This is a genomic window from Nocardioides glacieisoli (assembly GCF_004137245.1).
In the GTDB taxonomy this organism is placed as follows: Bacteria; Actinomycetota; Actinomycetes; order Propionibacteriales; family Nocardioidaceae; genus Nocardioides; species Nocardioides glacieisoli.
The window spans coordinates 156,856-181,027 of sequence record NZ_SDWS01000003.1 but is presented as its reverse complement, the minus strand read 5'-3'; the positions used below and the strand labels follow the sequence as shown (position 1 = coordinate 181,027).

Genomic DNA, 24,172 nt, shown 5'->3' with positions numbered 1-24,172 from the left:
ATGCGGCCCCGGCGACAGAGGCGTCAGAGGCGTCAGCCGTGCGATCAGGTGTGGACGGGCGACCAGAAGACGGCCACCGCGATGTTCGCGATCGTGAGCACCAGCAGGCCGACGTAGAGCCCCTGCGGGATGCTCGGCTTGCGCATGTTCACCATCACGAGCACCAGGATCACCAGTCCGATCGCGAACTTCGCACCGATCTTGGCGTTGTCGGGAGAGCCCAGGCTCTCGAGCACGCCGACGAGGAGCAGGCCGGCGACGAACGCCGTCCCGATCCCGTCGCGCATGAGCGGGTTGACCGACTTGGTGTCCTCGCGCACCTGCACGAGGAGGCCCCCGAGCAGGGCCGCAAAGCCGAGGATGTGGACGAAGAGCAGCACCAGCCGCAGGGTCTCCATGCCGGACACCCTAGGCCGCAGTGGGAGCTATTTCTTCTTCCGGGGCGCGGGGCGCACGACGAGCACCGGGCAGGGCGCGTAGTGCTGCACACGCTGCGCGGTGCTGCCGACGAGGACCGCGTCACTGAGGCCACCGCCACCGGCGGCGACCACGATCAGCCCGGCGTCGTACTGCTTGGCGGCCTTGATGATCTCGTTGGCCGCCGAGCCGCTGCGGATCCGCTTGTTGACCTTCGGACCCCATCCCTCGAAGACACCCGCGATGGTGTCGACCGCGCCCTGGGCGGCGTCGCGGAAGGAGCCGTCGATCCTGCCCTCGGACAGGTCGTCGGCGAAGGCGACCGAGGCGAGCGGGCGGATCACCGCGACGACCGAGATCTCGGTGACCTTGGTCGGGTCGGCGAACGACTTGAGGTGCTTGGCGGCGGCGAGCGACTGCCTCGAGCCGTCGGTGGCGACGATGACGTGCATGGTCAGACTCCCTTCACATCGTCGAGGTCCGGCGCTCTGGAGCCGGTGCCCTTGTTGCCGAAGAAGTACTCCGCGAGGAAGAGCACGCCGCCGACGCCCAGCAGCGCCGCGCACCACAGCAGCGAGGTCGGGTCGTCGTAGATGGAGAAGCCCAGGATGGCGAGGTTGCCGACGATGCCGAGGTAGAGCAGTGGCGTGTTGGCGCGGTAGGTGCGCTCGTCCTCGTCCCGGCCGCGCAGCTTGAGGCAGCAGACGATGACCAGGGCGTAGATCGCGAGGAGCAGCACCACCGTCACCAGCGCGAGCCGCTCGACCAGCGGCGTTCCCTCCACCTCGGGGACCAGGTTGCCGATGACGAGCAGTGCGGCGACCACTGCGCCGGAGAAGAAGAGGGCGATCCACGGGCTGCGGCGGGTCGGGTGGATCTTGGCGAAGACGCCTGGGACGACGTCCTCCTTGGCCATCCCGTAGAGGATGCGCGGCTGGGTGACGACGGTGACCAGGGTGGTGTTGGTGATCGCGATCAGCGCGATGATCGTGAACAGCGTCGTCATGAAGCCCTCGGAGATCGGCAGGATGCCCGTCTTCACCACCTCGAGCAGGGCGGCGGGCGAGTCCGCGAGGGTGTCTGTGGGCACCGTCAGGGCCGCGGCCATCGAGACGAGGACGTAGACGATGCCGGCCACGATCATGCCGGTCACCAGCGAGCGCGGGAAGTTCTTGTGCGGCTCGATGGTCTCCTCAGCGACGTTGGCGGTGTTCTCGAAGCCGGTCATCGCGAAGAACGAGAACGCGATGCCGGCCAGCACGGCGAGCGCCGGGTTGCCGTAGGAGCCGGTGGTGTCGATGTCCACCAGCACGCCGAAGTCGGCGTCGCCCTGGGCGATGAACCAGATGCCCGTGATCATCACGATGATCAGGCCGGACACCTCGACGAAGGTCATCAGCATGTTGATGACGACCGACTCGGTGATGCCGATGAAGTTGATGACGACGAGGACGGCGAGGAAGACGAGCGACACCAGCAGCGGCGGCGGCGCGTCCCACAGCTCCGCGAAGTAGGACGAGAAGCCGGTGGCCAGCGATCCGGTCGCCGCCATGCTCGCCGCCAGGAACGACACGGTCGTCAGGAAGGTGAGCGCCTTGTTGCCGAACGCCTTGTTGACGTAGAGCGAGGCACCCGCGGCCTGGGGGTACTTGGTCACCAGCTCGGCGTACGCCGAGCCCGTAATGGCCGCGACGGTGACACCGAGCGCGAAGGCGATCCAGAAGGCACCACCGACCGCAGCCGCAACGAGGCCGACGAGAACGTAGATGCCGGAGCCGAGGACGTCGCCGAGCGTGTAGAAGAAGAGCTGCTTGCCGGTGATCGACCTCTTCAGCCCACCGTCGTCGTCAAGATCCGTGTCGATGGCCCTGGTGTCAGACATTCCCTGACCCCATCGTCTCGCCAGCCGGTTGTCAAACATCGCCCCACCCAGAGGGGGCGCAGCGTGACTAGAGCAGACGCCGGTCCGACGCCCACTTCGTGAGCTCGTGGCGGCTCGAGAGCTGGAGCTTGCGCAGCACCGATGACATGTGGGTCTCGACGGTCTTCACCGAGATGAAGAGCTCCTTCGCGACCTCCTTGTAGGCGTAGCCGCGGGCGATCAGCCGCATCACCTCGCGCTCGCGCTCGGTCAGCCGGTCGAGGTCCTCGTCGACCGCCGCGACGTCGATCGAGCCCGCGAAGGCGTCGAGCACGAAGCCGGCCAGGCGCGGCGAGAACACTGCGTCTCCCCCGGCGACCCGTGTGATCGCATCCACCAGCTCGGGGCCGGTGATCGTCTTGGTGACGTAGCCGCGCGCACCGCCGCGGATGGTGCCGATGACGTCCTCGGCGGCGTCGGAGACCGACAGGGCGAGGTAGAGCGCGTCGGGCGAGGGCTGGCGCCGCATCACCTCGACGCCACCGCCGCCGGGCAGGTGCACGTCGAGCAGCACCACCTGCGGCTGGAGCTCGTGGACGGCCGCGATGGCGGCGTCGGCGTCGGCGGCCTCGCCGACCACCTCGACCAGGCCGGCACCGGCGGCGGCCAGCTCGGCTCGGACGCCTGCCCGGAACATGGCGTGGTCGTCGACCAGCACGACTCGGACGGGCCCTCCCTGACTGGGCTGGGTCATCGGTTCTCCTCGTCCTTGCGGCTGTCGGTGCGGGTGCGGGGCATGTGCAGGCGGACCTCGGTCCCCTCGCCGGGAGCAGAGCGTACGTCCGCGCGGCCGCCGTGGCGGCCCATCCGGTCGACGATGCTGCTGCGGACGCCGTGCCGGTCGGTGGCGACGGAGTCGACGTCGAAGCCCGCCCCGCGGTCCCGGACGAACACGTCGACCGCGGAGTCGGTGGTCTCGGCGTAGACGTCGGCGCGCTGCGTGCCGGCGTGCTTGGCGACGTTGACGACCGCCTCGCGGGCGGCGTGCACGACGGGACGCAGCGCCTCGTCGAGGGGACAGTCGCCGACCGTGACCACGTCGACGACGACGTCGTGCTGCGTCTCGACGTCGGCGGCCATCTCCTTCAGGGCACCCGCGAGCGTGGTCGAGTCGGGGGTGTCGGCCTCGAAGAGCCACTGGCGCAGGTCGCGCTCCTGCGAGCGGGCCAGCCGGGCGACCATCGTCGAGTCGTGCGCGTTCTTCTGGATCAGCGCGAGGGTCTGGAGGACGGAGTCGTGCAGGTGCGCGGCCATGTCGGCGCGCTCCTGGGTGCGGACGCGCTCGGCCCGCTCGGCGCCGAGGTCGTTGACCAGCCGCAGGCCCCACGGCCCGACGACGATCGCCAGCCCGAGCAGCCCGAGCAGCCCGGCGACCAGCACGGGCACCGCGAAGGTCGCCTGCCCGGCGGCGACCGCGAAGACGATCATCGCGGTGACGATCAGGCCGAGGCCGGCGGCGATGCGGGCGTACGCCGCCCAGCCGCCGTTGCCGAAGACCGCCCGGAACGGGTCGATCCGCCCGGACGTGTCGGTCCAGCGCTCGCGCTGCGCCTCGTCGGCCTGGCGCCACAGCAGCGCGATGCCGGCGACGCCGAGGATGACCGGCCAGAAGAGCGCGCCCTGGCCGAAGATGCCCTCGACGCCGAGCACCACGCCGAAGAACAGGGCGCCGAGGGCGATCGCCGGCCCGGCGTCACGCAGCCGCGAGCGGCGGCGCGGGCGCTTCCCGGTGCGCGACGCGCTCTCCAGGCCGGGAGCGCTCACCTCGAAGAACTGGTCGGCGGGCAGGAACATCCAGAGGCCGGCGTAGAGCATCAGCCCGAAACCGCCGACAAAGGCGGTCGCGACGAAGAACCCGCGCACCCACAGCACCGGGACGGCCAGGTGCGTGGCCAGTCCGGCGGCGACACCGCCGGCGATGGGCGCCGAGATGTCGCGGTAGGCCCGTCGGGACCGACCGGCTCGGGGCGCGTGTGCCTGGCTCATCGTGCGTCCATCGTCGCAGGCGGGCGCGGCCCGGACCATGAGGACAGACCCCGAGCCGACCCTGAGGTCCCACCCGGTCCGGCTGGGTGGAATCAGGGCTGTCCCCGATGGTGGGGAGCCGCGCAGGCGGCGAGAGTGGAGCCATGAACGACGCAGACCCCGCCGCCACGAGCGAGCAGCCCACCCAGACGCAGGACCCGGCCCCGGCACCGACGAGCGGCCCGCGCGTCGGCCGCGACGAGATGAAGGACCTCGGCCGCCTGCGCCGCAGCGTGACCGACCGGCACATCGCCGGCGTCGCCGGCGGTATCGCACGCCACCTCGACATCGACGCGATCATCGTCCGCGTCGCCCTCGTCGTCGGAGTGTTCTTCGGCGGCGCCGGCCTCCTGCTCTACGTCGGCGCCTGGCTCCTCGTGCCCGAGGAGGGCACGGAGGACGAGCCCCTCGGGCTCGACCGCCGCAGCCGCTCGATCGCCCTGGTGGGTGTCGGCATCCTCGCCCTCCTCGCCGCCCTCGGCGACTGGGCCGGCGCCTCCTGGTTCCCATGGCCCGTCGCCATCGTCGCGGCGCTCGTGGTGTGGTTCCTGCACCGCAAGGACAAGAACGCCACCCGGCCCCACAGCGGCTACGGCTACGCCGAGCCCAGCTACCCCGAGGCGTACACCGACGAGGCACTCGCGCCGGAGGCCTCCTACGGCCCGCCGTCCTACGGTCACCCGACCTACGCGCGCGAGCCGCACCGGCCGCGGAACCCGCGCAAGCGCGGCCCCAGGCTCTTCCTCTTCACCGTCGCGCTGATCGCGCTGGCCGAGGGCGTCCTCGGTGTGGTCGACCTCGCCGGTGGCCCGGTGGTCGACAGCGCGTACCCCGCCCTCGCGCTCGGCATCACGGCCGCGATGCTGATCCTCGGCTCGTTCTGGGGCCGCGCCGGTGGCCTGATCGCGCTCGGCCTCGTCGCCGCGATCGCGACGGCCGGCGCGACGATCGGCAACAGCATCGACGAGGAGGACCGCTCCTACGCCCCGACCAGCGCCGGTGAGGTGCAGGAGCAGTACGACTTCGGTGGCGGGCGGTTCACCCTCGACCTCTCCGACGTCTCCGACGTCGACGCCCTCGACGGTCGCGACATCACCATCGACGGCGTCGGCGGGCGGGTCGAGGTGATCGTCCCCGACGGGATGGACGTCGACGTGACGACGCAGGTCGTCGGTGGCGACAGCCGGGTCTTCGACCAGCGCAGCGACGGCTTCGACATCACCCAGAACGGCTTCCTGGACGGCGGGGACGGCGTCCCCGACATGTCCATCACCATCGACCTGGTCGCCGGCGAGATCATCGTCCGCGAAGCGGCCTGAGGAGCAACGAGATGACCGAGAACAGCAGCTACGACACCTACGACGCGGACGTGTACGGCACCGACACGTCGGTCTACGACGAGCCGATGGTCGGCCCACTGGACGCCCCCGACACGGGCTCGGGACTGCACCCGGTCAACATCACCCAGCTCGTGCTCGGCGTCGCGTTCGCCGGCATGGTGCTGGTGTGGGCCCTGGTCCAGGGCGACGTCGTCGAGACCAGCGAGCTCCGCTGGCTGATGCCGATCCCGTGGATCGCGGCGGGTGCCGCGGGTCTCGCCGCAACGGTGTGGCCCGGGCGTCGGGCCTGAGCCTCAGCTCAGCGAGCAGGCCGGGAGCGCGAACCACCGCAGGTCGTCGAAGTCGGCGTCCAGGTGCGCGGCGTCCGACCAGTCCGGGGGCGAGGCGGCAGCCATGATCGCGCGGCCCTCGTCGAGGTGCTCCTGGAGCACCGAGACGGGGGCCGACGTGGCGTGCGCCGGCCACTGCATGCTGCCGTCGTCGGCGTACGTCACGTGGGCCAGGCGCATCGGCGGCTCGACCGCCCCGGTGCGGTGGTGCCACAGCCCGGTGAGCGGGTCGAAGCGGTAGTCACCGAGGAGCCGCCAGCCCTCGCGGGCGACGAGTCGCACGGCCTCGACGACGTAGGTGAACACCGCCTCCTCGACGAAGTAGTTGAAGTTCACCCGCACCCAGCCCGGCTTGATGCCCTCGCACCCGGTGGCGATCTGGGCCTCGAAGCGGTGGCTGTGCTCGAGGTCGATGTCGAGCAGCCGGTGCCCGTAGGGCCCGGCGCACGAGCAGCCGCCGCGGGTCTGGATGCCGAAGAGGTCGTTGAGCAGCGCGACGACGTAGTTGTGGTGGAGGTAGGTCCCGTCGGGCGCCTTCACCACGAAGGACACGATCGAGAGCCGCTGGGAGTCGAGGTTGCCGAGGATCTGGATGGTCGGCTCGGCCACCCACGCCTCCACCGCGCGCCGCAGCATCTCCTCCTCGTGGGCCTGGATCGTCTCGACGCCGACCGCCTGCTTGAGCTGGAAGACCAGCCCGGCGCGGATCGACTCGACGATCGCGGGGGTGCCGCCCTCCTCGCGGTGGGCCTTGTCGTCGAGGTAGCGGTGCTCGGTCGGGTTGACGTACATGACCGTGCCGCCACCGGGCACGACCGGCACCCGGTTGGCCATCAGCTCGCGGCGCACGACGAGCACGCCGGGCGTGCCGGGGCCGCCGATGAACTTGTGCGGGCTGATGAAGATCGCGTCCTTGCGGGACGTGCCGGGGCCGTACATCTCGATGTCGACGTAGGGCGCGCACGCGGCGAAGTCCCAGAAGCTCAGCGCGCCGTGCTCGTGCAGCAGGTCGGCGACCCCCTCGGTGTCGGTGACGATGCCGGTGACGTTGGAGGCGGCGGAGAACGAGCCGATCTTCAGCGGCCGGTCGGCGTGCCGCTCGAGCTCCTCGCGGAGGTGGTCGAGCGAGACCCGGCCGTCGGCGTCCTCGTGGATGGTGACGACGTCGGCGATCGTCTCGCGCCAGCTGACCTCGTTGGAGTGGTGCTCGAAGGGGCCGATGAAGACGACCGGTCGCTCCTCCATGGGGATCGCCGAGCTGAGGTCGTAGCGGTCGTCGAGCCCGGCCGGGATCCGCAGTCCGAGGATGCCGATGAGCTTGTCGATCGCCGCGGTGCTGCCCGACCCGCAGAACACCACGACCGTCTCGTCGTCGCCGCCGACGGCGTCGCGGATGATCCGGCGAGCGTCCTCGCGCAGCCGCGTCGTCTGGAGCCCGGTGCCGCTGGCCTCGGTGTGGGTGTTGGCGTAGGCCGGCAGCACCTCGTGGCGGATGAAGTCCTCGATGAAGCTCAGGCTGCGGCCCGACGCGGTGTAGTCGGCGTACGTCACCCGGCGCGGGCCGTAGGGGCCGAGCATGACCTGGTCGTCGCCGATGACGGAGGCGCGGATGCGCTCGAGGAGGGCGGTCGCTGCAGGGGTGTCGCGCGTCACGACCCGAGGGTACGCCGGTGCAAGGCCGTGCCTGTCACCGTGCACGGGGCACCCAGGTCTTACGGACCGGTGACGACTCCCTGCGGGGCGTGAACCCGGCGTCCTCGGGTGGGACCATGAAGCCATGTCCCGCCTCGTGATGGTCGCCGCTGCGCTGCTCGGTCTGCTGCTCGCCGGATGCGCCGACAGCGGTACCGGCGGTGCCGGCGGTGACGACGTCGCGCAGGAACCGTCGTCGTCCGGGTCCGCGTCGGCCGACGTCCCCGAGCCCCAGGCCGAGCCCGAGGGCGCGGGCAACGACCAGGCCGGGGGCACGGTGCCCGAGACCCTCGACTTCACCGCCACCACCGTCTCCGGCGACGCGTTCGAGGGTGCGTCGCTGACCGGCCGCCCGACCCTCCTCTGGTTCTGGGCACCCTGGTGCCCGACGTGCCGGGGACAGATCCCGCAGGTCGAGGGCATCGCCACCGACCACGCAGGGGAGCTCAACGTCATCGGCATCGGCTCCCTCGACAGCGCCGAGGCGATCGCCGGCTTTGCCGGGGACGTCGACGACGTCGTGCACCTCGAGGACGTCGACGGTGAGATCTGGAAGCGGTTCGGGGTCACCGAGCAGTCCTCCTTCGTGCTCCTCGACGCCGACGGGGCGGTGGTGTTCGAGGCCGGCTACGGCGGCACCGACGACCTGGACGCACAGGTCGACGACGTCCTCGGCTGACCCGTGTCCGAGTCCTTGGCGCTGGCGCTCGCGGCCGGCATGCTCGCGGCGGTCAACCCGTGCGGCTTCGCGCTGCTGCCGGCGTACCTCTCGGTCCTGGTGATCGGCGACGACTCGCCCGGCACGGCGCGCGCTGTCGGTCGGGCGCTGGCGCTGACGGCCTGGATGACGGTGGGCTTCATCGCCGTCTTCGGCGTCTTCGGGCTGGTCATCTCGCCGGTCGCCTCCCAGGTGCAGCAGTACCTCCCCTGGTTCACCGTGGCCTTCGGCGTCCTCGTGGCGGTTGCGGGCCTGTGGCTGGTCGCCGGTCGTGAGCTGCCGACGCTGCGGATCGGCAGGTCCGGTGGTGCGGCGCTGACCCGCTCCGCGCCGGCCATGGTCGGCTTCGGTGCGTCCTACGCCACCGCCTCGCTGACCTGCTCCATCGCACCGTTCCTGGCCCTCGTCGTCACCAGCTTCCGGGCCGGGTCGACCGCCGAGGGGGCCCTCCTCTACGTGGCCTACGGAGTGGGCATGGGTCTCCTCGTCGGGGTCGCAGCCGTCGCTGTCGCGCTGGCCCGACGGGGACTCGTCACCCGACTGCGACGCACCGGACGGTGGGTGCCGCGGGTCGGCGGCCTGCTCCTGCTCGTGGTCGGTGCCTACGTCGCGTGGTACGGCGCCTGGGAGCTGCGCGTGCTCGGCGGGAGCGATCCCGCCGACCCGGTCATCGAGGCCGCCGCCCGGATCCAGCGGACGCTCGCCGACTGGGTGAGGGCGCTGGCTCCCTGATCAGGGCTCGCGCAGCACCGCCAACGCCGCCTCGGGGTGGTCGGTGATGACCGCGTCGACACCGGCTCCGAGCAGCGCACGGACGTGGCCGGCCATGTCGCCGAGCGCGTCGGGCGCGTCGCCGTGGCGCAGGTTGCTGGGCAGGAAGCGGTTCTCGGCCCGGACGGTCCACACGTGCACGGTCAGGCCGAGGCGGTGGGCGTCGCGGACCAGGCTCGACGGCTCGCCGACCGCGCCGGTGCGGTCCCGCGGCAGGACCAGCGAGGCGTGCGGTCCGATGCCGTCGGCGTACTCGTCGATCGCGTCCAGCGCCTCAGGTGTGAGCTCGTCGCCGAGGTCGAGCAGCTGGATCATCGGCAGCCGGGTGCGACCGGCGAGTCGGCGCAGGATCCCGGGCTCGAACGACATGAGCCCGACCCTCGCCCACGCGTGGTCGAGTCCGTGGCGGGCCAGCACCCGCAGCAGGGGCACGTCGAGCGGCAGCCCGATCGCGTCGTGGTGGGCGGCGTGCTTGAGCTCGAGCAGCAGCCCCACGGGACGGCCGCGGCGCACTGACTCCGCGCCGACCATCGCCAACACCTCGGTGAGGCTCGGCACGCCCTCGGCACCGTCGTACGCCGTGTTGGCGGGCCGGGTGCCCGGCATCCGCTCGCGCGTGGCGAGCGTCTTGAGCTCGGCGAGGGTGAGGTCCTGGACGAACCAGCCCTCCTGCGCGACGCCGTCGACGACGAGGGTGCGGCGCAGGTGGGCGAGGTCGGGACGGTCGGCGACGTCGGTGGTGGCGCTGAGCTCGAGGTCGTGACGGGCGACGAGCACCCCGTCGCGCGTGGCGACGAGGTCGAGCTCGATGTCGTCGACGCCCATCCGGATGGCCGTCCGGTAGGCGTCGAGGGTGTGCTCCGGACGGTGACCGCTGGCGCCGCGGTGCGCGACCACGGCAGGCGTGAGGACCAACGACGAGGTCCGGCCGAGCGCCTCCCGGGACACCGTCACGACCACAGGCTGCACGGCCCCCGGGACCGGAGGATGGCGCGCAGGTGAATGCCGCATGATGTCGACGTGACACTCCCGAGCTACCCGACCCTCACCTCCCTGCCGGCGACCGACCACCCGGACCTGGTCGCCGCTCCGGTCGCCGCCGCGCTGGCTGCGTGGCCGGGAGCGGCCGAGGTCGCGGTCGTGGACATCGATCCCGACCTCGCCGACACGGCTGCGATGAGCGAGGCCTACGACATCCCGATGACCGCCGGCGGCAACTGCGTCGTCGTCTCCGGCGCCCGGGCCGGTGACGAGCGGATCGCGGCCTGCGTCGTGCGCGCCGACACCCGCGCCGACGTCAACACGCTGGTCCGCAAGCTGCTCGACGTCCGCAAGTGCTCCTTCCTGCCGATGGACCGCGCGGTCGAGGAGACCGGCATGGAGTACGGCGGCATCACTCCGCTCGGCCTGCCGACGGGCTGGCGGATCCTGGTCCACGACGCCCTGCTCGACGAGCCCGTGGTCGTGCTCGGCAGCGGCGTACGACGCTCGAAGCTCCTCGTCCCCGGCCGGCTGCTCGCCGACCTGCCGGGTGCCGAGGTCGTGGCGGGGCTGGGCCGCTGAGGATCGGGCCGCTGAGGGGCATGGCGGGGAGCGGTCCGGGTACGGGCCGCACACCATGACCGGTCCCCGCCTGATCCCCGTCCGCACGCCCGCCTCCCCCGAGGGCGTCGTCGTCGTGCTGCACGGTGGCGCGAGCCGGGGCGAGCAGGTGATGGTCAGCCCCGCCCAGCTGTCGGTGCTCCGGATGATCCCGATCGCGCGCCGCATCGCGCGGGCCGGCAGGTCGCGGCTCGCCGTCCACCGCCTCCTCAACTCGCACCGCGGCTGGGACACCCGGACGACGCCGGTGATGGACGCGCGGTGGGCGATCGAGCAGGTCCGCGACCAGCACGGCGACCTCCCGGTCGCGCTCGTCGGCCACTCGCTCGGGGGTCGCGCGGCGCTGCTGGCGGGTGACGACCCGCACGTGCGCTGCGTGGTCGCGCTCAACCCGTGGGTGCTGCCGACCGACCGCGTGGACCTGCGCGGGCGTCGCGTGCTGGTCGTGCACGGCACCGCCGACCGGATCGCCTCGCCCTCCCGCTCCGCCGACCTCGTCCGCCGCCTCCCCGCAGGCACCGACGTCGAGCACGTCCTGATCCCCGACGGCAAGCACGCGATGCTGCGCCACGGACGTGCCTTCGAGGAGTGGGCGACCGAGTTCGTCGTGACCACCCTGCTCGACTGACAGCACCCGACCGAAAAGGATTCGTCCCCACCCGGCGCCGAACCTAGGATCGGGCCAGTGAGAACACTGCCGGTCGCCGAGCCGGGAACCCCGGACCATCGGTCCCCCGACCGGTTCCTGTGGTGGCTGGCCCGCCAGCAGCTGCCCACGCTGGCCGGCGGCATGGCGTTCGGGATCGTGTGGATGTCGTGCCAGGCCGTGATGCCCGCGGTGCTGGGTCGCGCGATCGACCGCGGCGTCGCCGACAAGGACCAGCAGCAGCTGCTGTTCTGGGCCGGCGTGATGCTCCTCATCGGACTGCTCCAGGCGGTCACCGGGATCATGCGGCACCGCTTCGCGGTCACCAACTGGCTCACCGCGTCCTACCGGATCGTGCAGCTCACGACCCGCCAGTCCGTGCGCCTCGGCGGCTCGCTGCCGCGCAAGGTCAGCACCGGCGAGGTGATCGCGATCGGCACCACCGACCTCTCCCACATCGGCAACGTGATGGACGTGACCGCCCGGTTCGCCGGCGCGATCGTGTCGTTCCTGCTCGTGTCGGCGATCCTGCTCAGCACCTCGGTCCAGCTCGGCCTGGTCGTGCTGGTCGGCGTACCGCTCCTGCTGCTGCTGATGGGCCCGCTCCTCAAGCCGCTGCAGACGCGCAGCGCCACCGAGCGCCAGATGCGCTCCGACCTCTCCAACACCGGCACCGACATCGTCAGCGGACTGCGCGTCCTGCGCGGGATCGGCGGTGAGGGCGTGTTCCTCGACCGCTACCGCCGCGAGTCGCAGGCCACCCGCACCGCCGCGGTCAACGTCGCCAAGCTCCAGTCCGTGCTCGACGCACTGCAGGTCTTCCTGCCCGGCATCTTCGTCGTGCTCGTGGTCTGGCTCGGCGCGCGCTCGGCGGTCACGGGTGACATCTCCGCGGGCGAGCTGGTGGCGTTCTACGGCTACTCCGCCTTCCTCATGCTGCCGCTGCGCACCGCCACGGAGTTCGCCAACAAGCTGATCCGCGGCCGCGTCGCCGCCTCGCGCGTGTGCCGGGTGATGGCGCTCGAGCCCGACGTCGTCGAGCCCTCCTCGCCCGCCGCTCCCCCCGCGCCCGGCGCCGAGCTGTACGACGCCCGCTCGGGGCTCCGGGTCCGACCGGGCCTGCTCACCGCGATCGTCTCCGACCAGCCCGACGAGTCGGCGCTGCTCGCCGACCGCCTCGGGCTCTGCGCCGCCGAGCAGGACGACGACGTGCACCTGGGCGGCATCCCGCTGACGTCGCTGCGCCACGCCGACGTCCGCGAGCGGATCATGGTGTCCGACACCGGAGCGGCCCTCTTCGCGGGCCGGTTGGCCGACCGGATCGACGAGCGCGGCACCGGTGACGTCGAGAAGGCCCTCTTCACCGCGTCCGCCGAGGACATCCTCGAGGCCCTGCCGGACGGACTCGACGCCGTGGTCACCGAGAAGGGTCGCTCGTTCTCCGGTGGCCAGCGTCAGCGACTGGTCCTCGCCCGTGCCCTCGCTGCCGACCCGGAGATCCTCGTGCTGGTCGAGCCGACCAGTGCGGTCGACGCCCACACCGAGGCGCGCGTGGCAGCCCGCCTGCGGGCGCACCGCGAGGGCCGCACGACCGTGGTCACCACGGTGAGCCCACTCGTGCTGGACGCCGTCGACGAGGTGGCCTTCCTGGTCGACGGCCGGGTCGTCGCGGTCGGCACCCACACCGAGCTCCTCCAGGACGTCGCGGCCTACCGCCGGGTCGTCGTACGCGACGTGGAGGCCGTGCTGTGAACACCCCACGACGTTCTTCTCCCCCGCTTCGCTCCTCCGAACAACGCCGCAGGGACCCCGTATGAGCGTGAGCACCCGTCTCCCCATCGCCGACGGCAGGGCCGTGCGCCGCTACGTCGGCCAGGTCGCGCACCGGCACCCCCGCCTCCTGTGGACCGCGCTCGGCCTCCACGTGCTCGCCGCGCTGACCGCGCTCGCCGCGCCGCGCCTGCTCGGCAGCCTCGTCGAGTCGGTCGAGAACGGCACGACCCGCTCCCACGTCGACGAGATCGTGATGTGGCTGGCGATCTTCCTGGTGCTGCAGTCGGTGCTGACCAGGTACGCCCGCTACCGCTCGCAGGTGATGGGCGAGCTGGTGCTCGCCGAGCTCCGCGAGGACTTCGTCGCCAACACGCTGGCGCTCCCGGTCGGCATCGTCGAGGCCGCCGGGTCCGGAGACCTGCTGACCCGCACCGGGTCGGACATCGACCAGCTGGGGTGGTCGGTGCGGTGGGCGCTGCCCGAGTGGACGATCGCGGTGGTCTCCGCGGTGCTGACCTTCGCCGCCGCGCTCAGCGTCGGTTGGTGGGTGGCGCTCCCGTGCCTGCTCGCGATGCCACCGCTCGTGATCGGGCTGCGGTGGTACCTCGCCCGCGCCAAGGACGGCTACCTCGCCGAGACGGCGTCGTACTCCCAGATCACCACCACGCTCTCCGAGACGGTCGAGGGCTCGCGCACCGTGGAGGCGCTCGGCCTCGGCCGGAAGCGCGTCGAGCTGGGCGACGACGACTGCGCGAAGTCGTTCGAGGCGGAGAAGTACACGCTCCACCTGCGCACCGTCTTCTTCCCGAGCATGGAGCTGAGCTACCTGCTGCCGGTGGTCGGCACCCTTCTGTTCGGCGGCTGGCTCTACACGCGCGGCGAGGTCTCGCTGGCCGAGGTCACGACGGCGACGCTCTACGTCCAGATGCTCATCGACCCGGTCGACCGGATCGTGTCCATCCTCGACGAGCTCCAGCTCGGTGCCGCGTCCCTCTCGCGGCTGCTCGGTGTGGCGCAGGTGCCGGACGACCGCGAGGTCTCAGGGCGTGAGCCGTCGTCGGAGAAGCTCGATGCCGAGGACGTCCGCTTCTCCTACGTCGAGGGGCGCGACGTGCTGCACGGCATCGACCTCGACGTCGGCGTGGGCGAGCGGATCGCGATGGTCGGCCCGTCCGGTGCGGGGAAGTCCACCCTCGGCCGGTTGCTCGCCGGCATCCACCCGCCGCGCACCGGCGCGGTGACCGTCGGCGACGTCGCCCTCGTCGAGCTGCCGCTCGGCGACCTGCGCGGCCACGTCGCGCTCGTCACCCAGGAGCACCACGTCTTCGTCGGCACCCTGCGCGAGAACGTCGTCCTCGCCCGGCCCGGCTCGTCCGACGACGCCGTACGCGCCGCCCTCGGCGCCGTCGACGCCCTCGAGTGGGTGGACCTGCTGCCCGCCGGCCTCGACACCGTGGTCGGCTCGGGCGGCCGCGCGGTCACGGCGGCCCAGGCCCAGCAGATCGCGCTGGCCCGGCTGGTGCTCGCCGACCCGCACACCCTCGTGCTCGACGAGGCGACCTCGCTCATCGACCCGCGCGCCGCCCGCCACCTCGAGCGCTCGCTCGCCGCGGTGCTCGAGGGACGCACGGTCATCGCGATCGCCCACCGCCTGTTCTCCGCCCACGACGCCGACCGGGTCGCCGTGGTCGAGGACGGGGTCATTTCGGAGTTCGGCTCGCACGACGACCTCGTCGCCGCCGGCGGGTCGTACGCCGCGCTCTGGGAGTCGTGGCACGGGGCCTCCACGGTGGTCGAGTAGGCCGCGAGCGCCAGCGAGCGGACGTATCGAGACCCGGTCACGGTTCGATGACGAACCTTCCGCGACGACGGGGGCTGGCTCCATGCTCGGCGCATGACGAGACGGGGGTACGTCGCCGGGGCGCTGGCCGTGCTCGTGCTGCTCGTCGTGCCGCTCGGGCTCGTGCCGTACGTCCTTGCGCCGCTTGAACCTGACGGTGAGCCTCCGGCTCGCCGAGAGCAACCGACCCTCGACGCCGCCGGGGACAGGAGCACCGCTGACGCCATCACCTGCGACGCCGAGGCCGCTCCTCCGGCGTCGCTCCCCCTGAGCGGCTCACTGCAGGGCGCGCGCCTGTGCGCGACCACACCGAGGTACCGAGCATGGACCGCGCCCGAGCCCCTGTTCGAGGACCTTGACGTGCTGGCCGCTGGACTCGGCCGGCTCGAACCGCCGGAGAAGGGCGCCTTCTGCGCCCAGTCAGGCTCGTACCACTACGACCTGCGGCTGGTCGTGGACGCCGAGGTCGTGTCGCTGCGGACGCAGCCGAGCTGCCTCGAGTTCTCGGTCGGCGGTGTCGACTACTGGAACACCGACGAGCCGTTCCACGCCTACCTCACCGCGCTTGCCCAGCAGCGCTCCCACCGCGACCCGCCCCCGTTGGCGCCGACCACGGCGCTCGACTGCACCGCGACGCCCCGCGGTCAGGACCACCGGCTCTCGCCGCTCGGTGATCCGCGCGAGATGGTCGAGGCGGTGTCGTGCTGGCGACCGGACTCCAAGGACGACGTCGGGTCGTGGCGCGGTGGTGCGCCCGTCGCACCACGCGACCTCGCGGTCCTCATGGGCGACATCCCCGAGCACACCCGCCGCGACCTCGGCTTTGACACCGGTCCCTGCGGGAACGAGCGCTACGTCTGGCAGGACATCCTGGGGAGGACGAGCTGGGGCGACGTCGTGGTGATCCGCGGCGTCTGCGACACCTACCTGCTGAGCGACGGCGACTCAGTCGTGCCCGAGGACCAGGATTTCTGGTACCCCTCCCCCGAGGCCCAGCGGATCCTCGACCGGCTCCGCCGCTGACCCTTGCCATCGTGACAGTGAAACTGTCACAGTTGCGGTATGCGTCTCGCCACCCTCCTGATGTACGACGGCAACCCCCGCAGTGCGGCCGACCAGGTCGTCACGCTGGAGAAGGCCGGGCTCGACAGCGTGTGGGTCGCGGAGGCCTACGGCTTCGACTCCCCCACGCTGATGGGCTACCTCGCGGCGAAGACCGACACGATCCAGATCGGGTCGGGGATCCTCAACATCTACTCCCGCACCCCGGGCGCGCTGCTGCAGACCGCGGCGGGCCTCGACAACGTCAGCGGTGGTCGCGCGATCCTCGGCATCGGGGTGAGCGGGCCGCAGGTGATCGAGGGCTTCCACGGCGTGCCGTACAAGAAGCCGATGGCGCGAACCCAGGAGGTCGTCGAGATCATCCGCAGCGGGCTCAAGCGCGAGCCGCTGACCGCCAGCGGTGAGTTCCACCTCCCGCTGACCAAGGAGGACGGCGCCGTGACCGGGCTCGGCAAGCCGCTCAAGCTGCTGACGAAGCCCGAGCGCGACACGATCCCGATCTGGATCGCCGCCCTCGGCCCCAAGAACGTCGAGCAGACCGCCGAGATCGCCGACGGCTGGATCCCCCACCTCTTCCACCCCGAGAGGGCGCACCTGGTCTGGGGCGACGCGCTCGCGGCCGGCAACGCCAAGCGGCTCGACGGGCTCGCTCCCCTGCAGGTGATGGCCGGCGGCATGGTCGCCATCGGCGAGGGCCCGGAGACGAAGGCGCTGCTCGACTTCGCCCGGCCGATCTTCGCGCTCTACGTCGGTGGCATGGGCGCCAAGGGCAAGAACTTCTACAACGACGTCGCCCGCGCCTACGGCTACGAGAAGGAGGCCGAGGAGATCCAGGACCTCTACCTCTCCGGCAAGAAGAAGGAGGCCGAGGCGCTCATCCCCACCGAGTGGCTCGAGGCCGCGAACCTCGTCGGCCCCGAGTCGTACGTCAAGGAGCGGATCGCCGCCTTCCGGGAGGCCGGCGTCACCGACCTCAACATCACCCCGGTGAGCGACGACCCGGCGGCGACGGTCGCCCAGGTGAAGGAATGGGTGTCCTGAAGCTGCACGCCCCCGGTCGCTACGCCAACCTGCGCCGGATCCAGTCGCTGGACCCGGAGGTCGACCACGACGAGATCCTGCGGCTGACGGCGCGCCACGAGTTCCCGTGGGACTACGTCCAGGGCACCGGCATCGCCTTCATGCGCGACTACGGCATCCCCTCGATCGCCGACCTGCTGGACCGGACGCGCGAGTTCGAGGACCACGGCGTCAAGCGCTACGACGACACCATCCTGATCGGCGACGAGGCGACGCTCGACGGCATCGACTCGCCGCGCTCGCACGCCGCGCTGCGCCGGCTCAACCGGATCCACGGCCACTACGACATCACCAACGAGGAGTTCGCCTACGTCCTCGCCACCACGATCGTCGGCCCGGTGCGCTGGATCGACGCCTACGGCTGGCGCCCGCTCGACCCCCGCGAGCTCGCCGCGATCGCCACGGTGACCACGCGCTTCGGCGAGCTGATGGGCATCAAGGGACTCCCCACGACGTACGACGGCTACCTCGCGCTGCTGGTCGACACCGAGCGGAAGCACTTCGCCCGGACCCCGGCCGCGACCCGGCTGGCCGAGTCGTCGATCCGGATCGCCCGCGAGGTGTCGCCCGCGCCGCTGCGGCCGCTGCTGCGGCGGGTGACGATCGCCGTCATGGACGAGCCGTTGCGCGAGGCCCTGGGCCTGCCGCGGCAGCCGCGGTGGTTCGTCCACGCGGTGCGCGGCGGCCTGCGGCTCCGCGGCCGGATGCTCCGCCTCGCGCCGCCCCGGCGGACGGCGTACGTCCACCGGCCCCTCACCTATCCCCACGGCCACCGGCTCGAGGACCTCGGTCCGCTGTCGATGCTGGACCACCTCAACAGCCCTCACGGAAAGAGCGCCCATGCCTGACCGCCCGAGCATCCTCGAGCAGGAGCACGAGGACTTCCGCGCCGTCGCGCGCGCCTTCTTCGACAAGGAGGTCGTGCCCCACCACGCCGCGTGGGAGGAGGCCGGCATCGTCGACCGCGAGCTCTGGCGCAAGGCCGGCGAGCGCGGGCTGCTGTGCTTCGACGTCGAGGAGGAGTTCGGCGGGCCGGGCATCAAGGACTTCCGCTACAACATGGTGCTCGCCGAGGAGTCGGCCCGCGCCGGCGCCTCCGGCCCGGGCTTCGCGGTGCACACCGACATCATCGTCCCCTACATCTCCTCCCTCGGGACCGACGAGCAGAAGCAGCGCTGGCTCCCCGGTTGCGTGTCCGGCGACATCGTCACCGCGATCGCGATGACCGAGCCGGGCGCGGGGTCGGACCTCCAGGGCATCCGGACGACGGCGGTCGACGCCGGCGACCACTACGTCCTCAACGGCTCGAAGACCTTCATCTCCAACGGCATCCTGGCCGACCTGGTGGTCGTGGTCTGCCGGACGGACCCCGACGCCGGGCACCAGGGCATCTCGCTGCTGGTGGTCGAGCGCGGCATGGAGGGCTTCGAGCGCGGCCGCAACCTCGACAAGATGGGCCTGCACGCGCAGGACACCGCCGAGCTGTCGTTCACCGACGTGCACGTGCCGAAGGAGAACCTGCTCGGCGCCGAGGGCTCGGGCTTCATCTCCCTGATGGAGAACCTGCCCCAGGAGCGGATCTCCATCGGCTGCATCGCGGTCGCGGCAGTCGAGCACGTCCTCGACCTGTGCCTGACGTACGCCAAGGAGCGCGAGGCCTTCGGCAAGCCGATCGGCAAGTTCCAGCACAACCGCTTCGTGCTGGCCGAGATGGCCACGGAGGCCCACATCGCGCGGGTCTTCATCAACGACTGCGTGCTGCGGCTCAACGCCGGCGAGGTCGACACCGCCCTCGCGTCAATGGCGAAGTGGTGGACGACCGAGCTGCAGAAGCGCGTCGTCGACGCGGGTGTCCAGCTGCACGGCGGCTACGGCTACATGAACGAGTACCCGATCTCCAAGGCCTACGTCGACTCGCGCATCCAGACGATCTACGGCGGCACCACCGAGATCCAGAAGGAGATCATCGGGCGGATGCTCGGGTTGTGAGCGCTGGCTAGGTTCTTTAGGCATGGACCTCTTCGAGATGGACGAGACCCGCACGATGACCCGCGAGGAGGCCGCGACGCGCCTGCGCGACCTCGCCGACTCCCTCGCCAAGCACAACTCCGTCGAGTTCTCCCGCGACGGCGGCCGGATCACCGTGGCGGTGCCCGACCAGGTGAACCTCAAGGTCGAGGTCGAGCTCGGTGAGGACAACGAGATCGAGATCGAGCTGACCTGGTAGCTCAGCCCTCGAGCACCGAGCGCAGCTCGGCCGCGAACTCCTCCGGCTTGCCCATCTGGCCGTACTCACCGCCGAGGAACCCGTTGTGGCCACCCGGGAAGACGACCGGGTCGACACCGAGCTCGCGCGCGACGGCGTACCCGGCCCGGCCGGCGATCTCCCCGTCCACGGGACCACCCGACTCCTCCCCGACGCCGATGACGAACCTCGTCTGCGCGCGGCGGATCGCGTCGAGGTCCGGGACGCGGGTGCAGCCCTCGCCGCGCATGTTGGCCATCAGGCCGTCGCTGCGGGACCCGTCGTCCTCGCTCGGCAGGCCGAACATCGCCGGGTCCGGGAGCGGGTCGTCGCCGGTCCACTCCCCGCGGTGCATCACCAGCGCGATGAAGCGCGACATCCCGGCCCCGATGCCGTCGGCGTCGTAGGCAGCGACGAGGTCGTCGCACGCCTTGCCAATCGCGGCGCCGTCGGGCAGCAGCGGGGCCATCGGCGGCTCGTGCGCCACCAGGAGGCGTACGTCGTCGGGGTGCGCCGCCACCAGGAACAGCGAGTTCACGGCCGCTCCCGACGTGGCGAAGAAGTCCACCGGACCGACACCGAGGGCCTCCACGAGGGCGTGGAGGTCGTCGGCGTGCTGCTCGGGCGTCACGGCCGCCGTGTCGTCGTCGCGCGTGCTGCGCCCGACGTTGCGCGGGTCGGTGAGCACGAGGACCCGGCGGGCCCCGTTCGCCTCGAGGCCGGCGACGAGGCTCTCGAATCCGGTGCTGTCCATCGGCGAGCCACCGAGCAGCAAGGGTGGTGAGTCCGCGGTCGCGTCGGCGAGGTCGCCGATCACGGTGTAGGAGAGGACGGCCCCGGGAACGGCCACGGTGCCCGGCGTACGGATCGATGCAGTCATGGGCACAGTGTCGATTCGGTCCCCGATCGTCCGCAACCACTCCTACTCTCGTCCCATGACCGACTTCAGCGAGCAGGACCTCTCCGGTTCGGGCTTCCAGCAGGTCGACCTCTCGGGCAGCACCTTCCGGCGGGCCGACATGACCGACCTCGACATCCGCGAGGTGAACTTCAGCGGCACGCGGGTGCGGGCGGCGTACTTCGACGGCGTCCGCATGACCGGCGTCGAGGTCCCCGACATGGAGATCAGCGGCGAGATCGTGCGGCTCGTGGTCAACGGCGTGGACGTCGTCCCGCTCGTCGAGGCCGAGCTCAACCGGCAGATGCCGGAGCGGGCGCTCATGGCGCCGACGACCGTCGACGGCTTTCGTGAAGCCTTTGCGATCACCGACCGCCTGTGGGGCGAGACCATGGGTCGCGCCCGCGAGCTGGAGACCGACCAGCTCTACGAGCAGGTCGACGACGAGTGGTCGTTCATCGAGACCTTGCGCCACCTCGGCTTCGCCCACGCCTGCTGGATCGGGGGCGTCGTGCTCGCCCAGCGCTCCCCGTGGCACCCCCTCGACCTCCCGTGGGACGAGGCGCCCGAGTTCGAGGACGTCCCGTGGGCGCGGCGGGCGCGTCCCGAGCTGCACGAGGTGATGGCCCTGCGCCGGCAGCGTCGGAACACCGTGGCGGAGGTGCTCGACGGCCTCACCGACGCGGGCCTGGACCGCTCGGTCACCTCGGCCACGCAGTTCATGACCGACGCCACCGGGCTCACGGTCGCGGACTGCCTGCGCGTGGTGCTCAACGAGGAGTGGCAGCACCGGTTGTACGCCGAGCGCGACCTCGCGAAGCTGGCCTCATGACCGAGACCCTGGGCACCCGCTTCGCGCACGCCGTCGCCGCCAAGGACGAGGCGGCCCTCCGGGCGCTGCTCGCCGACGACGTGGACTTCCGCGGCCTGACGCCGGGCCGCACGTGGGAGGGCACCGGCCCCGACGACGTGGTCGAGGTGGTCTTCGGCTCGTGGTTCGCGGAGTCCGACCGGATCGAGCGCGTCCTCGGGGTGTCCGACGGGGAGGCTGTCGCCGACACCTCGCACGTCAGCTATCGCTTCGACCTCTCGAACGACGACGGTTCCTACGTCGCCGAGCAGCAGGCCTACTACCGTGGCAGCGAGTCGATCGAGCACCTGCGCATCATGTGCTCGGGGTTCCGGCCGCGCTGAGCCGCCGGGCGAGGGCCTGCCCCAGCGAGGTGCCCGACACCCATGCCGTCTCGACCTTGGGCCTCGGGCCCCAGCCGTCACCGCACACCCCGACCAGCGCGTCACCATCGACCAGGGCGTACGCCGCCTCGCGCTCCCCGGTGGGCCGCGCGAAGGTCCAACGGTGGACGTGGACCTCGTCCGGCTCCCCCACCCCGAGCGATCGACGTACGGCCTCGACCATCGCCGGCGCCGCCCCACCCGGGTCGTCGAGGTGTCGGGCGGCGAACGCGGGCGTCGAGTGCGCGACCAGCACCGGTGCGTCGTCCCCGCGTCGGCGACCGTCGTCGGCGATCCAGGCGACGTCGCGGTCGTCGTTGACGAAGGCGCCGTCGAGGTCCCACGACCGATCCGGCCAGCGGGCGGCGAGCGCGATCACGGGCTCCCACTCCCGGTCCAGCAGCTCGGCGACCGGGTGGTCACCGACCAGCCGGCGGGCCTGCGGGTCGGGCATGGCGAGCACGACGATGGCCGCCTCCAGATCGGCGAGGTCCGTCACCTCCCTGCGCTCGACCCCCAGGTCCTGGGCAAGGTCCTCCACCAGCGACCTCAGGCCGTGGGTCGCTCCCCAGCGCACCGGCCCGGTCTTGGAGCTGGACCCGTCGGCGTCGATGGCCGTGAAGGTGTCGGTCCACGGGCGCGCCAGGTCGCGCGCGGCCCAGTCGTCGACGACCGCCGCGAAGCCCGGGTCGTCGACGGTGAAGTAGGACGCGCCCAGGTCGACCGGTCGGCCCCACAGGCGCTTCGACGCCATCCGCCCGCCCGGCACGTAGCCGCGGTCGAGCACCCGGACGCCCACTCCAGACTCCTGCAGCGCACGGGCGCAGGCGACGCCCGCGAGGCCGGCGCCGACGACGACGACGTCGTTCACAGCAGTACCTCCGCGGCACGCTGACCGCTGACGAGCGCGCCCTGGATCGAGCCGGTGTCGCAGTGGTCACCGCACACCACGAGGTCGCCGACACGCACCGGCTGGCGAGCCGTGAAGGGCGCCGGCTGGACCGGCAGCGCGTGCGGCACCTCGTGCCGCACCACCACCTCCCACCGGGAGCTGTCGGTCCCGAGCAGGTCGCCGGCATGGCGTCGCATCGACGCCTCGTCGGTGTCGCGTCCCGGACCCATCAGTGCCGAGCCCTGCACGAGGTGACGACCGCGAGGTGCGTACGACGGTGCAGCGCGGGACACGACCGCAGCGTTGACCAGCGGCCCGCTCGGGGTCGCGCGCCCGTCCACGTGCACCAGGTCGCTCGCCGGGGCATCGGGCGCGGCCCACCACACGGTGACCACCCCCTTCGTCGCCGGCGCTGGGCGTCCGGTGAGGTCGGCCGAGGCGACGGCGTCGGTCGCGACCACGACGTGGTCGGCGGCCCAGGTCCCGTCGTCGGTCTCGACGGTCGTGCCGGTGACGCGACGGGCGGCACGGCCGAGCCGGACCCGGTCGCCGAGCGTCGCCGCGAGCTGTCGCGGCAGCGCGGTCATCCCGTCCGCCGGCAGCGAGGGCACGTCGCGGGCGAACATCCAGGCGAGCAGCAGCGCGTAGCGGTCGGAGGTGCTGCCGTCGTCCTCGAGCACGACTCCGGCGAGGAACCGGTCCACCACCCGGCGGAGCAGGCCGTCGACCCCGGCCCGGTCGAGCGCCTCCCGTCGGGTCACGTCCGGACGCTTGTCGAGGACGTCGGACAGCGTCCGACCCGGACGCGGGCGCAGCAGCGGAGCGGCCCACCGCGCGAGCGCGGCGACCTCGGCCGGGTGCCGACCGGCGACGCGCAGGGTCGCAGGGAGGAGACCCGGGCTGCGGAGCGGGTGGCCGAGGACGTCGAGCCCCCTGTCACCCCGCGCCGCGACACCGGCACCGAACGGCTGGAGCCGCAGCGCGTCGACGTCGACCCAGCGTCGTACGGCCGGGTAGGCGGGGTTGAGCACCTGGAAGCCGCGGTCGGCGAGGAACCCGTCGACGCGGTCGGTCCGGATGCGGCCGCCGACCTCGTCGGCGGACTCGAGGACCACGACGTCGCGCCCGGCACCCTGCAGCACCTGTGCGCACCGCAGGCCGGCCAGACCCGCTCCCACGACCACGACGTCGGCTCTCATGTCGCGACCCTAGCCAGCCATACGATGCGTCCCGTCAGCTGGCGCTCTTCAGCGCCTTGAGCTCGTCGCGGGCGGCGAGGACGTCGGCCTGCTGGCGGACGACGACCTCGCGGAAGCCGGCGCTGAGGTCCATCTTGAGCGCGTCCTCGTACTCCTTGACGGCGTGGTCCTCCCCGGTCTGGGCAGCCCCGAGCACGCCGTCCGGGTCGTCACCGGTCACGGCGTCCTTGAGGGACAGCCAGCCGCGGTGCACGGCCGCGGCCACAGTGCCGCTCTCGTCGACGTCGTCGCCGTACTCGTGGCCCATGTCGACGATCTCGCGCCAGAAGCCGGCACGCTGCTGCGAGAGCCTCTGCATCGTCGTGGCCCACTCCGGACGGTCGCTGTCACGCAGCTTGTCCGCCGCGGTGGCGTAGCCCTTCTCGCCGTCCTTCAGGGTCTCGACGAGCTCCTTGGCTGCCTTGGCGTCATCAGACACGTGTTTCTCCT

The 24,172-nt window shown here is 71.9% G+C and carries 26 protein-coding genes; 15 read left to right on the top strand and 11 right to left on the bottom strand.

Annotated features, from left to right (window positions below; genetic code table 11):
- Positions 1 to 44 precede the first annotated feature (44 nt).
- From EUA06_RS08450 to EUA06_RS08430, 5 genes are all read right to left on the bottom strand, one after another.
- A complete protein-coding gene (locus EUA06_RS08450; protein WP_129474600.1) occupies positions 45 to 398 on the bottom strand; it encodes a hypothetical protein in 354 nt (117 codons plus the stop codon).
- 27 nt (positions 399 to 425) lie between these two features.
- Entirely contained in the window at positions 426 to 869 is a 444-nt protein-coding gene (locus tag EUA06_RS08445; RefSeq protein WP_129474599.1) for a universal stress protein, read from the bottom strand.
- Positions 870 to 871: 2 nt separating this feature from the next.
- Positions 872 to 2,299: an APC family permease gene (locus EUA06_RS08440; protein ID WP_129474598.1), complete on the bottom strand. Its 1,428-nt coding sequence runs from the start codon at positions 2,297 to 2,299 to the stop codon at positions 872 to 874.
- 67 nt (positions 2,300 to 2,366) lie between these two features.
- Positions 2,367 to 3,032, bottom strand: coding sequence for a LuxR C-terminal-related transcriptional regulator (locus EUA06_RS08435; protein ID WP_129474597.1), 666 nt, complete (start codon positions 3,030 to 3,032; stop codon positions 2,367 to 2,369).
- A complete protein-coding gene (locus tag EUA06_RS08430) occupies positions 3,029 to 4,324 on the bottom strand; it encodes an ATP-binding protein (RefSeq protein WP_129474596.1) in 1,296 nt (431 codons plus the stop codon). Before EUA06_RS08430 ends, EUA06_RS08435 begins: the two co-directional genes overlap by 4 nt.
- Before the next feature lie 143 nt (positions 4,325 to 4,467).
- Between EUA06_RS08430 and EUA06_RS08425 the strand changes: the two genes are divergently transcribed.
- Positions 4,468 to 5,682: a PspC domain-containing protein gene (locus EUA06_RS08425; protein WP_165354312.1), complete on the top strand. Its 1,215-nt coding sequence runs from the start codon at positions 4,468 to 4,470 to the stop codon at positions 5,680 to 5,682.
- Between the two features lie 11 nt (positions 5,683 to 5,693).
- The gene (locus tag EUA06_RS08420) at positions 5,694 to 5,993 is read left to right on the top strand and encodes a hypothetical protein (RefSeq protein ID WP_129474594.1); all 300 of its coding nucleotides are present in this window, start codon (positions 5,694 to 5,696) and stop codon (positions 5,991 to 5,993) included.
- Between the two features lie 3 nt (positions 5,994 to 5,996).
- On the opposite strand, the gene EUA06_RS08415 is transcribed toward EUA06_RS08420, so the two are convergent.
- On the bottom strand, positions 5,997 to 7,685 hold the full coding sequence (locus EUA06_RS08415; protein WP_242498040.1) for an aminotransferase class V-fold PLP-dependent enzyme: 1,689 nt from the start codon (positions 7,683 to 7,685) through the stop codon (positions 5,997 to 5,999).
- 124 nt (positions 7,686 to 7,809) lie between these two features.
- On the opposite strand from EUA06_RS08415, the gene EUA06_RS08410 reads away from it, so the two are divergent.
- Both EUA06_RS08410 and EUA06_RS08405 read left to right on the top strand, forming a co-directional pair.
- A complete protein-coding gene (locus EUA06_RS08410; RefSeq protein WP_129474592.1) occupies positions 7,810 to 8,403 on the top strand; it encodes a TlpA family protein disulfide reductase in 594 nt (197 codons plus the stop codon).
- 3 nt (positions 8,404 to 8,406) lie between these two features.
- On the top strand, positions 8,407 to 9,174 hold the full coding sequence (locus tag EUA06_RS08405) for a cytochrome c biogenesis CcdA family protein (protein ID WP_242498039.1): 768 nt from the start codon (positions 8,407 to 8,409) through the stop codon (positions 9,172 to 9,174).
- Here EUA06_RS08405 and EUA06_RS08400 read toward each other — a convergent pair whose 3' ends face one another.
- Complete coding sequence (locus tag EUA06_RS08400) at positions 9,175 to 10,167, bottom strand: glycerophosphodiester phosphodiesterase family protein (protein ID WP_242498038.1); 993 nt, start codon at positions 10,165 to 10,167, stop codon at positions 9,175 to 9,177.
- Between the two features lie 48 nt (positions 10,168 to 10,215).
- Here EUA06_RS08400 and EUA06_RS08395 point away from each other — a divergent pair, with 48 nt between their 5' ends.
- From EUA06_RS08395 to EUA06_RS08355, 9 genes are all read left to right on the top strand, one after another.
- Positions 10,216 to 10,776: a YbaK/EbsC family protein gene (locus EUA06_RS08395; protein ID WP_129474590.1), complete on the top strand. Its 561-nt coding sequence runs from the start codon at positions 10,216 to 10,218 to the stop codon at positions 10,774 to 10,776.
- 55 nt (positions 10,777 to 10,831) lie between these two features.
- Entirely contained in the window at positions 10,832 to 11,443 is a 612-nt protein-coding gene (locus EUA06_RS08390) for an alpha/beta hydrolase (RefSeq protein ID WP_129474589.1), read from the top strand.
- A 57-nt stretch (positions 11,444 to 11,500) separates the two neighbouring features.
- Positions 11,501 to 13,213, top strand: a complete 1,713-nt coding sequence (locus EUA06_RS08385) for an ABC transporter ATP-binding protein (RefSeq protein ID WP_207208267.1) — start codon at positions 11,501 to 11,503, stop codon at positions 13,211 to 13,213.
- A 67-nt stretch (positions 13,214 to 13,280) separates the two neighbouring features.
- A complete protein-coding gene (locus EUA06_RS08380) occupies positions 13,281 to 15,035 on the top strand; it encodes an ABC transporter ATP-binding protein (RefSeq protein WP_129474588.1) in 1,755 nt (584 codons plus the stop codon).
- A 93-nt stretch (positions 15,036 to 15,128) separates the two neighbouring features.
- A complete protein-coding gene (locus tag EUA06_RS08375; RefSeq protein WP_129474587.1) occupies positions 15,129 to 16,097 on the top strand; it encodes a hypothetical protein in 969 nt (322 codons plus the stop codon).
- Positions 16,098 to 16,136: 39 nt separating this feature from the next.
- Positions 16,137 to 17,177: an LLM class F420-dependent oxidoreductase gene (locus EUA06_RS08370; RefSeq protein WP_129474586.1), complete on the top strand. Its 1,041-nt coding sequence runs from the start codon at positions 16,137 to 16,139 to the stop codon at positions 17,175 to 17,177.
- Positions 17,165 to 18,064 carry an oxygenase MpaB family protein gene (locus EUA06_RS08365; RefSeq protein WP_129474585.1) on the top strand — a complete coding sequence of 300 codons (900 nt, stop codon included), beginning with the start codon at positions 17,165 to 17,167 and terminating at the stop codon, positions 18,062 to 18,064. Before EUA06_RS08370 ends, EUA06_RS08365 begins: the two co-directional genes overlap by 13 nt.
- The gene (locus EUA06_RS08360; RefSeq protein WP_129474584.1) at positions 18,057 to 19,205 is read left to right on the top strand and encodes an acyl-CoA dehydrogenase family protein; all 1,149 of its coding nucleotides are present in this window, start codon (positions 18,057 to 18,059) and stop codon (positions 19,203 to 19,205) included. Before EUA06_RS08365 ends, EUA06_RS08360 begins: the two co-directional genes overlap by 8 nt.
- A gap of 22 nt (positions 19,206 to 19,227) precedes the next feature.
- Positions 19,228 to 19,443, top strand: a complete 216-nt coding sequence (locus EUA06_RS08355) for an amphi-Trp domain-containing protein (protein WP_129474583.1) — start codon at positions 19,228 to 19,230, stop codon at positions 19,441 to 19,443.
- A gap of 1 nt (position 19,444) precedes the next feature.
- On the opposite strand, the gene EUA06_RS08350 is transcribed toward EUA06_RS08355, so the two are convergent.
- Positions 19,445 to 20,341, bottom strand: a complete 897-nt coding sequence (locus tag EUA06_RS08350; protein ID WP_129474582.1) for an alpha/beta fold hydrolase — start codon at positions 20,339 to 20,341, stop codon at positions 19,445 to 19,447.
- A gap of 55 nt (positions 20,342 to 20,396) precedes the next feature.
- Here EUA06_RS08350 and EUA06_RS08345 point away from each other — a divergent pair, with 55 nt between their 5' ends.
- Entirely contained in the window at positions 20,397 to 21,191 is a 795-nt protein-coding gene (locus EUA06_RS08345; RefSeq protein ID WP_129474581.1) for a DinB family protein, read from the top strand.
- Positions 21,188 to 21,553 (top strand): nuclear transport factor 2-like protein, encoded by a 366-nt coding sequence (locus EUA06_RS08340; RefSeq protein ID WP_129474580.1) that lies wholly within the window; start codon positions 21,188 to 21,190, stop codon positions 21,551 to 21,553. The genes EUA06_RS08345 and EUA06_RS08340 overlap by 4 nt, the downstream gene beginning before the upstream one ends.
- Here EUA06_RS08340 and EUA06_RS08335 read toward each other — a convergent pair.
- Genes EUA06_RS08335 through EUA06_RS08325 form a run of 3 tightly spaced genes read right to left on the bottom strand, consistent with a single transcriptional unit; the run spans position 21,525 to position 24,161 of the window.
- On the bottom strand, positions 21,525 to 22,463 hold the full coding sequence (locus EUA06_RS08335; RefSeq protein ID WP_129474579.1) for an NAD(P)/FAD-dependent oxidoreductase: 939 nt from the start codon (positions 22,461 to 22,463) through the stop codon (positions 21,525 to 21,527). The genes EUA06_RS08340 and EUA06_RS08335 overlap by 29 nt on opposite strands.
- Positions 22,460 to 23,683 (bottom strand): NAD(P)/FAD-dependent oxidoreductase, encoded by a 1,224-nt coding sequence (locus EUA06_RS08330; protein ID WP_129474578.1) that lies wholly within the window; start codon positions 23,681 to 23,683, stop codon positions 22,460 to 22,462. The genes EUA06_RS08335 and EUA06_RS08330 overlap by 4 nt, the downstream gene beginning before the upstream one ends.
- A gap of 34 nt (positions 23,684 to 23,717) precedes the next feature.
- Positions 23,718 to 24,161: a ferritin-like domain-containing protein gene (locus EUA06_RS08325; protein WP_129474577.1), complete on the bottom strand. Its 444-nt coding sequence runs from the start codon at positions 24,159 to 24,161 to the stop codon at positions 23,718 to 23,720.
- Between the last annotated feature and the right edge of the window lie 11 nt (positions 24,162 to 24,172).